Here is a 14,941-nt window from a genome sequence, read left to right on the forward strand (position 1 = left end):
TTCGTTTTTAAGTTTTTAAAGCATTTCAAATATTCCGGCGGCACCTTGTCCTGTACCAACACACATGGTTACCATTCCGTATTTTTTATCTCTTCTTTTCAGTTCGTTAAAAATTTGAACAGAAAGCTTTGCCCCAGTACATCCTAGCGGGTGTCCTATAGCAATTGCACCACCGTTAACATTTACGATTTCTTGATTTAAATCCAACTCTCTACAAACTGCAAGAGATTGTGAAGCGAAAGCTTCATTTAATTCAATTAGATCGATATCGTTTTGTTTTAGACCAGCAATTTTTAAAGCTTTTGGAATGGCATCTACAGGACCTATCCCCATAATTCTGGGCTCCACTCCGGCCACGGCATAACTTACTAACCGAGCAATGGGAGTAAGGTTGTGTTCCTTTAAGAACTTTTCTGATACCACCATTACAAAAGCGGCACCGTCACTAGTTTGGCTTGCGTTACCAGCGGTAACGGAACCACCCTGAGCAAATACTGGGCGCAATCTAGCGAGTGCTTCAAGACTAGTAACTGGACGTACACCTTCATCGGTGTCTACTGTGTATTTTTTGGAGGATTTCTTTCCGTCTTTTACAAAAATGTGTTCCACTTCAAAAGGAACAATTTCATCTTTAAATTTTCCTTCCGAAATTGCTTTGGCGGCTTTCTGGTGGGACTCCATGGCAAATCTGTCTTGGTCCTCTCGAGAAACTTTGAATTGGTCGGCAACTGCCTCCGCTGTAAGACCCATACCCCAATACCAAGTGGGGTTTTCCTTGGATACATCTGCGTTAGGAACAATCCGCCACCCTCCAAATGGTATTGGAGACATTGTTTCTACGCCACCTGCAATAATACAATCTGAAATTCCAGCAGCGATTTTAGATCCCGCAATAGCAATGGTTTCCAATCCAGAAGAACAATATCTATTTACCGTCATTCCAGGGACTTTTTGGTTATCCAATCCCATTAGGGAAACCATTCTTCCAATATTTAGACCCTGCTCAGCCTCTGGGGTGGCATTTCCAACAATTACATCATCCACATGCCCAGTTTCAATACTAGGCACATCCTTCATTAAGGCTTTTATAACTGCTGCTGATAAATCATCGGCTCGGGTGAATCTAAAACTTCCTCTTGGAGCTTTTCCAACCGCTGATCTGCGTGCTGCTACTATATATGCATTCATTTTAATCGTCTTTTTTAGTTTCTTAAAATCTTTCCAGTTTTTATTAGGCTCTGCATTCTCTCAAGAGTCTTACGTGTTGAGCATAACTCAAGGAATGCTTTTCTTTCAAGATCCAATAGGTAATCTTCTGAAACCTCTTGAGGTTCTGAGAGGTCTCCACCGCATAGCACATAGCCCAATTTTTCTGAAATCAATTGGTCGTGTTCGGAGATGTATTTACCACTTTTCATACTGTGTGCCCCTACGTAGACAATACCAAGGCCCTCTTTACCAAGTACTTTAATATTCTTAGGTTTAATGGGCTGTGTATATCCATTTTCAAAAAGCTGTAAGGCTGCTTGTTTGGCGCGTTTTAATTGATGGTCGCGACTTACTTCAACCTCATCTATTCCTTTTCTTAAGTATCCCAATTCGAATGCCTCCTCAGCGGAGGTGGAAACTTTTGCTTGTCCTATAGTTAGGAATCTATTTCTCAGGGTGTTTATTTTAATGTCCCCGTCTCTAAATTCCTGGGCAGTGCGTAATGCGAACTCCTTGGTTCCGCCACCACCAGGAATTACTCCAACACCAAATTCGACCAAGCCCATGTAGGTTTCAGCATGTGCTATAACCTTATCTACGTGTAGACAAAGTTCGCATCCTCCTCCTAATGTAAGTTGGTGTGGTGCTGCAACAACAGGGATTGAAGAGTATCTTAAACGGGTCATTGTTTTCTGGAAACTGCGAATAGCAAAATCCAACTCGTCATATTCCTGTTCTGCAGCCATCATGAAAATCATTCCGACATTTGCACCTGCAGAAAAGTTTTGCCCTTCGTTAGAAATCACAACACCTTTGTACGATTTCTCGGCTAAGTCTATTGCCTTGTTTAGACCGGCGATTACTTCACCTCCAATGGTATTCATTTTCGTGTGGAAGGCTACGTTTATTATTCCGTCCCCAATATCAGTAATGGTGGTGCCTGAATTTTTCCAGATTATTTTGTCGTCCGAAATGGTGGAGAGAGAAAGCCTATCCTCAGTTCCTGGTATGTCTTTGTAATCCAGAGAGCTATGGTCTAAATATTGCTTTTTACCACCACTAACTTTATAGAATTCTGTAATCCCCTTTGCTGTTAGGGATTTAATCCAATCAGGGAAACTTACTTTATGTTTAGTTGCGTGTTCAAGTACAGTTCCATGTCCAATCGCATCCCAGGCTTCAAATGGGCCTAATTCCCATCCAAAACCAGCTTTAAGTGCATCGTCTATTTTATAGATTTCATCCGATATCTCTGGAATACGATGAGCTACATAACTGAATAGACTTAGAAAAATGTTTTGGTAGAATTCACCGGCCTTATCCTTTCCAAGGAAAAGGTGTTTTGTTCTTTTCCCAAGGTCATCAATCGGTTTCGCCGTTTCTAGGGTAGCAAATTTCGATTTATCTTGCTTTTCATATTCTAGCGTATTAAGGTTTAGTGCAAGGATTTCTGATTTACCATTTTCCTTTACTTTTTTGTAAAAACCTTGACCAGTTTTGGACCCTAGCCAGTTGTTATCCAACATGGTTTGGATGAAATCAGGGATCTTGAATAGGTCCTTTGCTTCATCATTCGGGCAATTTTCCTCCAATCCTTGAGCTACTCTAACCAATGTATCAAGTCCAACAACATCACTTGTCCTGAACGTGGCAGACTTTGGTCTTCCCAGAACAGGTCCAGTTAATTTGTCTATATCGGTAACAGTTAGTCCTAATTTCTTGACATTGTGAAATAAAGACATCATGGAAAATACGCCAACTCTATTCGCGATAAAGGCAGGAGTATCTTTACACAATACGGTAGTTTTTCCTAAAAATCTATTCCCGTAGTGCATGTGGAAATCAATTACCTCAGCAGCTGTTTCCTTGGTAGGGATTACCTCTAATAATTTTAGGTAGCGAGGGGGGTTAAAAAAGTGAGTTCCACAGAAGTGCTTTTTAAAATCATCCGATCGATCGGCTATCATAGCGTTAATGGGAATACCTGAAGTGTTTGAGGATACCAAGGATCCTTTACTTCTATATTGCTCCACTTTTTCAAAAACCTGCTTCTTTATATCTAGGCGTTCGATAACCGCTTCTAGAATCCAATCGCAATTTGAAATTTTGGAAAAGTCATCCTCAAAATTTCCAGTTTCAATCCTTGTAGCAAACGATTTGCTATAAATAGGAGAGGGGTTAGATTTTAGTGCTGTAGTTAATGCGTCGTTTACAATGCGGTTTCTTACTTTTGGATGATCCAGAGTTAAGCCAGCTTGTTTTTCCTTTTCAGTTAAGTCTCTTGGTACAATGTCCAGAAGCAAGACTTCCACTCCAATATTTGCGAAGTGACAAGCAATTCTAGATCCCATTATACCAGATCCAAGAACGGCAACTCTTTTAACGGTTCGTCTCATTGTTTGCTATCTTTTTTACTATTAATAATTATTCTCTTTTAATGTATCGGTAATTGTCTCCATTACGTCGAAAAAGGTAACGAGTTTCTCTTTATCTATTTTGCTGAAAAGTAAATTGTTAAGTTCAATCACACTTTCTTTGGCAAGTTTTCTCTTTTCCTTTCCTAAATCAGTTAATTGGATAAGAACTACACGTTTATCTTCTTTGCTTTTTTGTCTGATAATAAGCCCCTTCTCCTCCAGCATACTAAGTGTCCTTACTAGGGATCTGGGTTCCATACCCATAAGTGGTCCAAGCTTGGTGCTAGGAGTTCCATCGTTTATGTCTATATATAGTAAGACATACCCAGATGCCATGGTTGCGCCGTATTTGGCGGCCTCGGCGTTGTAATGTCTGGCAATAAGATTCCAGGCACATCTCAAATGGTAGTCTATGGTCTCCTCAGCTTTCACGATCCCAAATTAAATAAATAAAGGTATGCATGCATACTAAAAATGTTTAAAGTGATATGGGGTTAAATTCAAATCATCGAAAAAATTGGATGCCTAATTGACGAGGGAATGTCGTTCATCGGATAAAACTACCCGTTCGTAGATAAAAAAGGTGACGGAGGGTCATCTCGGGTATTTTTGGTTCTGAAACAAAAGGTAATTGTTTTAAGGTTATGGTAGGGGAAGATCGGGAAGTTCAATGAGCTTACCGGTCAACGGAGCCGAGGTTTGAGGGAGCCTCGGCTCTTCCTTTTGCATCATTTTTTCTCATTTTTTTTATTGATTTTCCTCACTTCTTATCAATTTATCGTTCTGGGCTTTGATTTGAATGCTAATCATATACTTTTGTATTTGATATGAATCTGTAGTTATACAACTAAGAGACTAATTAAAACCCAAATCCGAAATGAAAAAGTATTACAATCTGATGCTGTTGTTTTTGGCCCTAGTGCTAGGTTCAACAGCTTATGGACAGGTTCTGCCAGTCGATTGTCCCACGGGGATCGATATAACGGCCGGAGCCAAAGAAGTGTCCGGATCGGACTTTGTCTGTGATGGAACAACGGTAACGGTGACTTGGACGGCCAGTACAAGCCCAGATGTTACTGGATACAGGTTGCGTGTAGGTAATAACGCAACTATTGATAACTTAAGTGCAACGTATGTTGAGCATACGGGTCCTGGAACTTACAGCTCAACTTTTGCTGTGCCGGCTGCAACCAACGGTGATTTTTATTCATATACCGTAGATGCATCTGGAGACCAGTCATGGACCATTGCCAACGCTGCAACTCGTGTATATGAGGACTGTATTGGTAATGCACAGAATTTCAAAGTTTCTATAGATCCAAGTAATCCAATTTTTGGGGATGTAACCTCAGGGGATGATGGTGCGGCAAATACCGTTTGTATCAACGGTGATTTTGATGTTACTGTTAACGGAGGTGCTCTAGGAGATTTGGGAGCCTATTATATTCAAGTTATCGGAGGTGCTAGCTCGGGTAATTTCCTTAAATCGGGTACTAATGCAGTTATTTCTCTAACTGCAGATCCGGACACCTTTACAACTGCGGGAACTTATGATTTTAATATAGCTATAGCAGATTCTTTTTGTTCTGTAAACTACCCCATTGCTACCTCAGTTGACTTGGCTAGCAATGGAGGGAATCTTACCATTAGAGATATTTTTCAAATTGACGGTGTAACAACTACTGATGATGGAGCAATAGCCTCTGGGGATACTATTTGTTTTGATGGTTCTGGAACAGATGCTTTTGGTATTTCTTTTAGTGCAGTATTAGCTGGTGCGGTAACTGGAGACGTTTATTTAAGCACAGATAGTGGGGCGAGTTTTACTCCAGTATTAGGTCAGGCTTCTCCGTACAATGGCCAATTGATAGGTGCTGAGAATACAGACTACGCCTTTTATGTGTCAGATGCTGCTTTCTGTCAGGCAACTATAGATACGTTTAGAGCAGAAACCTTTGATAATGCAGGAGCTGCTCCAGCAAATTCAGACCTAGAGTATTCTACGGATGGAGGAACTACTTATTCCGCTTACACTGGTGCTATAGCTGGTTGTGATGGGGTTGATGTTACTTTGAAATTTGATGCTAGCGCTTTTGCTGGAGATTTAGGAAATAACGAAAACGTTGCCATTTCATGGGATTTTGATATGGATGCTGGAGGTACTTACGGTGCGGGTGAAACAGACTTAGGTTCTGCGACTTTAGCATCTGGTACTGAGTTTACATATACCTTGACCGGTTTAACTGCAGGTAATACTTACATTGCACGAGTTAGAGTAACTGATGCGTGTGACGGTGCTGCAATATTCCAAGGTACTGATGTTACTGTTAATGTAAATGCAGCTTCTTCTGCCGGTACTACATCGGAGCTTAGCCTAACTCGTGAGGATAATACAACTTCATTGACGTCGGGTAATAAGGTATGTAGCAATGAGTTATTGGATATAGATTTAGCTCTTGGAGACGGAGCTTTGGGTACGAATGGAGAGGTAAGGATATACAAGATTACCGCTACTGATACCACAGATTTAACATCTGCTGCAACTGTTGTTGGTGTTGGTCCAGCTGATACGCTTCAATTGTTAGATCACAATCATGGATCTGTTCCAGCAACATATCATGGAGTAATAGTTTCTGATTGTGATTCAATCACCGTTGCTGTTACCCCTTCAATTTTGGTAAATGTTTACAACTCTTCAGGAGGTTTAACTTCAGTAGCATTTGCTGGAACGTCTTTAGATGACTTTAAAGCTTGTCCTTCAGAAAGCATTACTCTTCAGGCTACTCCAACAACTCTTGGGGATGATTCACCTCAAGTTGAGTTCTTTGCTTCTAGTGATAGCACACTTGATGGAACTGATATTTCTCTAGGAACAGGTTCGTTCTCTGGTGGTTCATATAACTTAACAGTAACATACGGAAATACCAATGTTTACTATATTGCGGAGTTAACCTCATTTTGTTCTGGTGATACTCTTATTACCAACAGGATAATTCCACACACTTCTAATGTGGATCCTTCTGATTTCAATATTTCTGCATCCAATGCAGGAGGTAATGATCTTGATACAGATACGCCAAATGACACTGTAGACGGAACTAACATTATTTGTATCGGAGATTCAGTGTATCTTATGTTAACTGACGGAACGTTGGCTGATGATGGCTCTATGTTTGTGTGGGAAATTGATTCCACTGGATCTTGGGTTGTTCTAGCAACAGATACCAATAAAGTTGGAATTAAGGCTACCGTGGATATGACCAAGATTAGAGTTAAAATCGACAGTGGTAGTTGTGGATATGTTGGAGCATATCATACTTCTTTAATCAACTTGAGAAATGGGTCTGATGTACCAACATTTGTTTCTTTTGAAGAAGATAATGGAAGTACCGTTACTGTTTCTGCAAATGATTCTATTTGTGATGGTAATGATTTAGTTATCAGCTACATGACTGGTGCAAATTTATCTGTTGAGGATACTGCAGTAGTTTATGTTAAGGAGAACGGGGTTATTGTTAATGCAAGTATTACTCCAATTGGAGACTCCGCTACTTCTTCTACTTATGAAATGGTTATACCTACTGCTAGTATTACGGCGGGAAATACATATCAATTATTCTTCAGTAGCTATTGTGGTGGTGAGGACACCATTTCTACTGCCTACACTATTAACTACTACTCGGAAAATGCAAATGTTGCTGCATTGACTGCAGAAGATCAATTTGCAAGTCCATTAACAGATGGTGCATATGTATGTGATGATAAGGTAATTACCTTCTCTAATGGTGGTACTCTTGGAAATGCAGGGAATTATAATATAACCCCAGAGTTTGTGTTTGAGGCAGATACTGGTTCAGGTTTCTATGAGGCTGCAAGAGGTGCGGCGAGCTCATTCATGGTTTCTATGGATACACTTCCAAGTGGATTTGTAACTGTAAGATCATACCTAGATGGTTCTTGTTCTGGTGCAACTGCTAGCACTGCAGACTTTACAGTAAATCTATACGATGCACAAAACAACTTCACTAACATCTCTCTTACTAACGATAACTACTGTGCTAACGAGGCTGATATGCTAAGCATTACTATGACGGCTAATGGAGCGACTTTAGTTAATGATGGATTTACAAGAGTTGTTTGGTATAGCATTGATGATCAGGGAGATCCTGTAAATCAAATTAAGTCTACTCTTGCAGGTACTGCAGGTGCAGATAAATTATTCTTGTTTCCAAGTGGTGGAGACGTTGTTGCTCCTGATTCAACTACCACTATTGGTGTTAGACTTGAATCTTGTGACACTACTGCTTTTGAAGTAAGAATTATCACCGTTAAGGATACTTCTAAAATTGATGATGCTGTTGCAAGTGCGTCTCCAAATGCCGTTTGTGCTGGAGCAACTTCTACACTAACACTTATCAATTATGATTTAGGTGCTAATGGTAAAGTAGTATGGTATGCTGCTGATGAAACTACTGTTTTAGGTAACGGACCTTCATATACTACGGCTCCAATCACTGTTGATTCAACTTGGTTTAAAGTAAGACTTGAGTCTGATTGTGATACCACTGCATTTGATTCTGTTATGGTTAGATTCTCTACTCAAGATCCTACAGCAGTTACTGATATATCGCCGCTTCCAGCAGTAGTTTGTGAGGACGAGGTAATTACCTTGGATGCAAACGGTTCTACTGGTGACGGTTCTTATATCTGGGAGGTATCTTTTAATGGAACTGTTTATAGTTCAATTAGTGATGCTACTCCTGGTGATACTTCTTTAAAATTCACCGCGGCAGATCTTGATTTTGATGCTAATGGAGAGTCGACAGTAATCTTCAGAGTGAGTAGAACAAATGGTTGTATTACAACAACTACTACTTCTGGATCACTTACTGTTAGAGAAATTCCTGTAGCGTTAACTGGAATTACTGCAAGTGATGATGAACTTTGTATCAACGAATCTCCAGTAACTGTTAATGTTTCTGGTGGTGATGCTGGTTACGATGGAATGATTAAGTGGTATATCCAAAAACAAGGTGGAGCAGATAGTGCCGTAACTGCTTGGGATAACATGATGTCGGTTTCATTCGATTGGAATATGTTTGACGGTGCTGGTGTATACGACATCTGGGCTCAATATGAAAGTGCTTCTTGTGGAAGCTACACCCCAGACTCAGTGTTAACTACTGTAAAAGTTAATGCATTACCAACTAACGACCTTACCAACCCTATAGTTAGCGTTTGTTCTAATGATGAGGTAAGTCTAAAAGGACTAAGTGGATATACACATTCAAACGAAAGTTATGTGTTCTCTGGTCCTGGAGTTGCAGATACTATGTATGTTGCGGCAAATGGATCTTTTGCAGGGTCTGCTACAGGTGGTACAGAAACTATTGATTACACGGTGACTAGAAATGGATGTTCTCAAACCTTCCAGGTTGAAATTGAAGTTAATGGTAAGCCAACAATTGGTTCTGCAACCGCTACTATTGCTTCTTGTTCTGTTGATGATGGTACAATTAAGGTTGAAACTGTTACTGGTGGTACCGCGCCATTTACCTTCGCGGTTGATGGAGAAACTGCTTTTGGTTTCGCTGCTGATTCAACCATTACTGGATTATCAGGAGGTCTTAAAGATGTACTTGTTATGGATGCAAACGGATGTACTTCTGATGCATTCCAAGTAACTGTACCTTCTTCTAACAATTATAGCCTAGTTGTTGATACAGTGATCCAAGAGTCTTGTTTTGAGGCAGATAATGGTCAAATTGAAGTGTCTGTATCTGGTGGATTAGCTCCATACTCATACACTGTTCTTAAAGATGGAAATACTTTTGCTGGTCCCGTTAACAATGTATCTGCTGGAACTTATGTATTCGGAAGCCTTGAGCCTGGTGTTTACCAGTTCATCTTTACCGATAACGCAGGATGTCAATTATCTGAGACTAGAACCATTGATCCTGCTGGACAAATAGGTTTAACAGTTAATGACTTCCAGGATATCAATTGTTTCGGTGATGCAACAGGTTATATTGCTGGACTAACAGCTACTAGTACTAACAACGGACCATTTGAGTTTAGCTTAAACGGTGGTACATTCAGTTCTGATACAGCATTTAACAACCTAACTGCTGGAGATTACGAAATCACAGTTCGCGACTCTAAAGGATGTCAAAGAACTTTCTTATTCACTTTAGATGAGCCTACATTGTTAACTCTAGAGCCAGTTGTATTTGATACATCCGCAACAGAAGGATACGATGTTAGATTAGATGCTGCTGGTGGTGTTTCTCCATACGAGTACTCTGATGGTGGAGCTTATCAATCAGGAAATATTTACGAAAACCTTCCTGGTGGAACCACTTATACATTTGTTGTTAGAGATGATAACGGATGTATGGCGGATAGCACTATCACTCTAGATGAGATTGTAAGTGTGGTTGAATTTGGTGGTGTGTTTGCAGGAGTATCTGCATATCCAAACCCATTCAGCGATGAGATCACTGTACACGGAGTAACAAATGATGTTGAAATTTCATTCATCGATGTTGCAGGTAAGTCAGTTGATTACATGGCTGTGGTTAAGGATAACAAAGCAACCATTACGACAAACGCAATTCCGGCTGGAGTCTACTTCATCAAACTAAGAAAAGCCAATGATGCTGCGGTAATTAAAGTAGTTAAGCAGTAATCAAAAGGAAATAAGAATGCAAAAAGGGGCTGCCGTATGGTAGCCCCTTTTTTTTATGCGCTAAACGCAGATAAAAGGACCTTATTGGCGAAAAGGAACAGTAATGCCAAAGAAGAAAATAGGAATGCCTAGGATGCGCTAATTAGTGCCATAGGAATAAATACATCCTAGGGTTTTGCATCTTGGAAGAGTTCAATCGTTTTTAATCAGACCAATCAATCAACAAGGGCAGGATCTAATTTGAGAGTAAAAAGCTGCCGTAGATAAGAAACTGGAAAATAGTTTTCGCTTATAATCCGTTTTTAAGAGCGATTAATGATGTTTCTGTATGGGAATGGTATCTCTATATCATTTTGCTCGTAAGCCTCTTTAACGGCCTTAAAAATGTCTGATTTTAGAACGAAACTATTCGGTGGATTTGTAGCCCAAGCATAAGCTCTTAAAGTAATGCTATATTCACCCAGGCTAATAACTCTTATAAGCACCTTTGGAGCTCCATTTTCCATTTCTTCCGCGGTACGGTTATCTATAAAAAGAGGGTGATTTTCAATCAGATTAACTAATATTTCAGAGGCCTTGTCAATACTTGATTGATAGCCTATTCCCACCTCAATGTGAACGCAGGTTTTTTCATCTACAATAGAGGAGTTAAGAATGGTCTCTGATGAAATAACAGAGTTTGGAATGATTATTCTTCTATTCTCATAATTGCGTATAATAGAATGTCTTAGGGTAATATCTTCAATAACTCCTCTGTGTAATTCCCCTACCTGAACAACGTCTCCAACTCTAAAAGGCTTAAATATTACAATAAAGAATCCGGATATAATGTTGGTAAAGGCTTGTTGAGAAGCAAAACCTATAATCGCAGCTAAAATACCAGCACCAGCAAATAGGGTTATTCCAATATCCTTTAGGGCAGGAATATTTATAAATAGGATTATAGAAGCCGCAATAAATATGATAAAGCTAATTGCGTTGTTTAGGAATTTAACCGAGGTTTGGTCCACTTTTCCATTCTCAGCCCATTTTACCAAGGCTGTTCCGTATATAAACCTCATTATTTTGGAAAAGAAATAGGAAGTGAGGATTACAAGTAAAACAATCAGTGTGTATTTAAGCCCACTGTGATTATCTAAAAAATCGCCCATAGTTTTTCGATATGAAACCAACAAAATTCTTGCCGTATCAAAGAAATGCATTTTCAGAACTAATTGGTCAATGGAAGGAAAATAATCATAGAGCCGAACGGATTTTAAACAAGTATTTCCGAGATCATAAAAAGCTTGGTTCCCGTGATCGCAGGCTGTTATCGGTGCTTTTTTATAGCTACGTAAAGAATTTTTATTTCATCGATTCTATTGAATGGGAATCTGAAGAGGAACAGTTCGAATTTTTAATAGTATTGGACAACACACCTGTTTCTGAGAAGTTGGAAATTTTAAAACAGAAATCGAGTGATATTGAGCAACACAAACTGGTCTCCTGTCCGGAGTGGATACTGAATAAATGGGAGGAACAAGATGCAGATCCAATAAAGACTGCAATCTATCAATTGGGAAAATCAGATGTTTTTCTTCGACTAAATGGGATAAAGGTTTCTCAGGGTGAGATAAACAAGTTATTGGAGGATGAAGAATTAGAAATATCGTTTGATGCAGTTCTCAATTGCTACAAATCCACATCGAAGAAATTATCCCAGTCAGCAGCCTATAAAAATGGGCTAATTGAAATTCAGGATTACGGATCTCAAAGAATTGGTGAGTTTGTGGAAGCAAAGCCCAATGATTTGATCATAGATGCTTGCTGCGGAGCAGGGGGCAAGACCCTTTTGTTAGCAGATAAGATGAAAAATACTGGTAAAATCTGGGCTCTAGACCCAAGGATGAAGGCTTTAGAGGAAGCCAGTGATAGGGCAGATAGAGCAGGGGTTGAAAATGTTGAGTTTTTTGAAATTCCAGAGAATCCCGAAGAAGTGAATTTTCCCTTTCAATGTCAGAAATTGTTGCTCGATGTACCTTGTACAGGGTCGGGGACCTTTAGTAGAAATCCGGACCAAAAATATAAGCTTACAGAGGTTGAGCTGCTACGGTTGGTAGATCTGCAGGCGAAAATATTAAGGCAATACAGTAAATGGGTATTTCCAGGAGGTAAATTGGTTTACGCTACTTGCTCCACCTTTCAGGAGGAAAATAGAAAACAGATAGACCGATTTATTTCGGAAAGTGATAACTGGGTATTGGAAGAGGATCAAATGATATGGCCTGGCCCAAATCACGATGGATTCTACATGGCCAGGCTGATTAGAAAAGATTAATTGGAGGCTTCTTCTTCGTCGTCGTCCTCTTCTCCAAGGTCTAGGTTGTGAAATACATTTTGTACATCATCATCCTGTTCTAATTTGTCTATAAGCTCAAGGACGGTATTTGTATTTTCTTCGTCTAACTCAACGGTAGAATTTGGGATGCGAACCAATTCAGAATTTAAGACGTTAATATTTCGCTCTTCCAAGGCTTTTTGCATGTTTCCAAAATCTTCGAAGTTGGTATAGATCCAAAAGCTTTTGGATTTCTCTACTATTTCCTCAAGACCAAAGTCAATTAGTTCCAACTCCATTTCTTCAGGATCGAAATCATTCTTATCCACCTTAAAAAGACCCTTGCGATCGAATAGGTAAGAAAGAGATCCAGTTTTACCAAGTTCACCGCCATTTCTGCTGAAATACATCCTTACATTAGCAACTGTTCTAGTTGGATTATCTGTGGCAGTTTCCACTACAATACCAACACCGCTTGGTCCTTTTCCTTCGTATAAAACTTCTTCAAATGCTGCCGCATTTTTATCCGAGGCTCTCTTTATAGCCGCTTCAACTCTGTCCTTGGGCATATTGACACCCTTGGCGTTTTGAATAGCGGTTCTAAGACGGGGATTGTTTTCTGGAATGGGGCCTGACTCCTTTACGGCAATAGCAATTTCTCTTCCAATCTTTGTGAACTGCTTCGCCATTTTATCCCAACGCTTAAACTTGCGTTCCTTCCTAAACTCAAATGCTCTTCCCATCAGAAAAATTTTGGGGCAAAATTACTAATTGTCAGGAGTTAATCATCGAATATGTGAACAGAGTTAACCTTTTTATCGTTCATTTAGGTGTAATGCATGCTTTAAACATTCCCGTATTTCCATTAGATATTGCACTTCTTCCAGGCGAGGAGGTAGAGCTGCATATTTTTGAACCTCGTTACAAGAAGTTGTTTACGGAAATGATCGATAACAGCACCAATGCAGGAATTCTATTTGAACCTCTTAATCACGAGATTAGAAGAATAGGAATTACTTTTTCAATTGTGGCTGTATTACGAACCTACAGTTCTGGAGAATTTGATGTAAAGGTAAAGGGAGAGCAGTTATTCGAGCTAATTGAATTGCATACCAAGGTAGCGGAGGGTAATTACCCCAGAGCTTGGGTTAGACCATCAAAAAATGATTTTCCGGAAGCGGTTCCAAAAGAACTTGTTCCCACAGTAAATCGAATATTGGAATTTGATGAAGGCGTAAAGAAAGCCGATTCTACTTCAATGAATAATCTAGTTCGGGCCTTAAGTTTACCACTAAATGAAAAGCAAATGCTCGATAGGGAAATAATAAAAGGCTCCTGGAGGGGAGCCTTAGATGGGTATTTAAAATTTCAGTTGGCAATCAAGAAGCAAATGGAAAAGCTTCAAGGAAATTACCACCTCAATTAGTTTTCTGGAGTAGCGATAATAACGGGTTTAGAGATTTCTTCTTTCCCATTTTGCTTTTCCTGCATTTTCAATTCTTTTTTCTTAAGCTTCTCCTTGTTCTTTAATTCTTTCGCAGATAAAGCAGTTCCGGTTGCGAAGGGTAATAATTTGTTTTCCGCCCAGTATAGCCTGTCGTTTAAATTTTCAACCTGTCCCTTTAACTTAAGCTCAATCGGGATGGAGAAGGCTGCAAACCCTTTACGGTGCATAATCTTGTTAAGTTTGGTAACAGACTGATTGTCCATTTTCACCAAAAGAGGTTGGTAAATCTCTGAATGTTCGAAAAAGAACATTTTTTTATCCCATTCCTTAGCGGCTTCCCCTTTTAAAGGTTGCTGCATATTTTTTACTTCTTGTAATAACGTAAATGCCGTATCAAAAACTACTTTGTGCGTAGCACGACAAAACAATTGGATATCAGAGTCGAATGCAGGGCGCTGGGTTTTAAGCATGTAGCGAGATAACTCCTCGGTAGCTTCTGGCCAGTCTATTTCGTGTCCTTTATTTTCCAGATATTCAGCAACCCACTCATAAAAGTCTAGGCGCTCTTCCATTGTTCTATATTCCTTGTTACCTCCCGCATAGGAGAAGTTAAAAAGACAAGACTCTTTCCATTGCTTGGTATTGTTCTTACGGTCTTTTTCTAACCAATCTTTTCGGCTCAATTCCGTTTTCCCCGTTTGGGCACGATATTGGATAAGGTTCTCATACTCTTTTGCAAAAGAAGAGCTAACTAATCCCAGTGAAAATAATATGGCTAAAAGCGTTTTAAAGTGCATGTGTTTGCGTTTGAGCTGGTAAATATAAAAATACGCCTTAAGTGGTACTACAAACTAGAATTGTTA

At 39.6% G+C, this 14,941-nt stretch carries 9 protein-coding genes; 3 read left to right on the plus strand and 6 right to left on the minus strand.

Features of this window, described 5'->3' with window-relative positions; genetic code table 11:
* Positions 1-15: 15 nt before the first annotated feature.
* From FRX97_RS08980 to FRX97_RS08990, 3 genes are read right to left on the minus strand one after another with little or no spacing between them, the layout of a single operon-like run.
* Entirely contained in the window at positions 16-1,188 is a 1,173-nt protein-coding gene (locus FRX97_RS08980) for an acetyl-CoA C-acyltransferase (protein WP_147014876.1), read from the minus strand.
* A 14-nt stretch (positions 1,189-1,202) separates the two neighbouring features.
* Complete coding sequence (locus FRX97_RS08985; protein ID WP_147014877.1) at positions 1,203-3,605, minus strand: 3-hydroxyacyl-CoA dehydrogenase/enoyl-CoA hydratase family protein; 2,403 nt, start codon at positions 3,603-3,605, stop codon at positions 1,203-1,205.
* A gap of 21 nt (positions 3,606-3,626) precedes the next feature.
* The gene (locus FRX97_RS08990; RefSeq protein WP_147014878.1) at positions 3,627-4,058 is read right to left on the minus strand and encodes a MarR family winged helix-turn-helix transcriptional regulator; all 432 of its coding nucleotides are present in this window, start codon (positions 4,056-4,058) and stop codon (positions 3,627-3,629) included.
* 445 nt (positions 4,059-4,503) lie between these two features.
* Here FRX97_RS08990 and FRX97_RS08995 point away from each other — a divergent pair, with 445 nt between their 5' ends.
* A complete protein-coding gene (locus FRX97_RS08995; RefSeq protein WP_147014879.1) occupies positions 4,504-10,314 on the plus strand; it encodes a T9SS type A sorting domain-containing protein in 5,811 nt (1,936 codons plus the stop codon).
* Between the two features lie 302 nt (positions 10,315-10,616).
* On the opposite strand, the gene FRX97_RS09000 is transcribed toward FRX97_RS08995, so the two are convergent.
* On the minus strand, positions 10,617-11,465 hold the full coding sequence (locus tag FRX97_RS09000) for a mechanosensitive ion channel family protein (RefSeq protein WP_147014880.1): 849 nt from the start codon (positions 11,463-11,465) through the stop codon (positions 10,617-10,619).
* Positions 11,466-11,476: 11 nt separating this feature from the next.
* On the opposite strand from FRX97_RS09000, the gene FRX97_RS09005 reads away from it, so the two are divergent.
* Positions 11,477-12,631 (plus strand): RsmB/NOP family class I SAM-dependent RNA methyltransferase, encoded by a 1,155-nt coding sequence (locus FRX97_RS09005; RefSeq protein ID WP_147014881.1) that lies wholly within the window; start codon positions 11,477-11,479, stop codon positions 12,629-12,631.
* On the opposite strand, the gene FRX97_RS09010 is transcribed toward FRX97_RS09005, so the two are convergent.
* Positions 12,628-13,374: a YebC/PmpR family DNA-binding transcriptional regulator gene (locus FRX97_RS09010; RefSeq protein ID WP_147014882.1), complete on the minus strand. Its 747-nt coding sequence runs from the start codon at positions 13,372-13,374 to the stop codon at positions 12,628-12,630. The two genes, FRX97_RS09005 and FRX97_RS09010, sit on opposite strands and share 4 nt — an antisense overlap.
* Positions 13,375-13,427: 53 nt before the next feature.
* On the opposite strand from FRX97_RS09010, the gene FRX97_RS09015 reads away from it, so the two are divergent.
* A complete protein-coding gene (locus FRX97_RS09015; RefSeq protein ID WP_170227087.1) occupies positions 13,428-14,057 on the plus strand; it encodes an LON peptidase substrate-binding domain-containing protein in 630 nt (209 codons plus the stop codon).
* Here the strand turns inward: FRX97_RS09015 and FRX97_RS09020 are convergent.
* Positions 14,054-14,875, minus strand: a complete 822-nt coding sequence (locus tag FRX97_RS09020; RefSeq protein ID WP_147014884.1) for a hypothetical protein — start codon at positions 14,873-14,875, stop codon at positions 14,054-14,056. The two genes, FRX97_RS09015 and FRX97_RS09020, sit on opposite strands and share 4 nt — an antisense overlap.
* Between the last annotated feature and the right edge of the window lie 66 nt (positions 14,876-14,941).

This window comes from Luteibaculum oceani, from assembly GCF_007995015.1.
In the GTDB taxonomy this organism is placed as follows: Bacteria; Bacteroidota; Bacteroidia; order Flavobacteriales_D; family Luteibaculaceae; genus Luteibaculum; species Luteibaculum oceani.

Bases quoted from the DNA above. Each gene is read 5' to 3' on its own strand.
- FRX97_RS09020 (WP_147014884.1), bottom strand. From the start codon at position 14,875: ATGCACTTTAAAACGCTTTTAGCCATATTATTTTCACTGGGATTAGTT.
- FRX97_RS08995 (WP_147014879.1), top strand. From the start codon at position 4,504: ATGAAAAAGTATTACAATCTGATGCTGTTGTTTTTGGCCCTAGTGCTA.
- FRX97_RS09005 (WP_147014881.1), top strand. From the start codon at position 11,477: ATGAAACCAACAAAATTCTTGCCGTATCAAAGAAATGCATTTTCAGAA.
- FRX97_RS08980 (WP_147014876.1), bottom strand. From the start codon at position 1,188: ATGAATGCATATATAGTAGCAGCACGCAGATCAGCGGTTGGAAAAGCT.
- FRX97_RS09000 (WP_147014880.1), bottom strand. From the start codon at position 11,465: ATGGGCGATTTTTTAGATAATCACAGTGGGCTTAAATACACACTGATT.
- FRX97_RS09010 (WP_147014882.1), bottom strand. From the start codon at position 13,374: ATGGGAAGAGCATTTGAGTTTAGGAAGGAACGCAAGTTTAAGCGTTGG.
- FRX97_RS08985 (WP_147014877.1), bottom strand. From the start codon at position 3,605: ATGAGACGAACCGTTAAAAGAGTTGCCGTTCTTGGATCTGGTATAATG.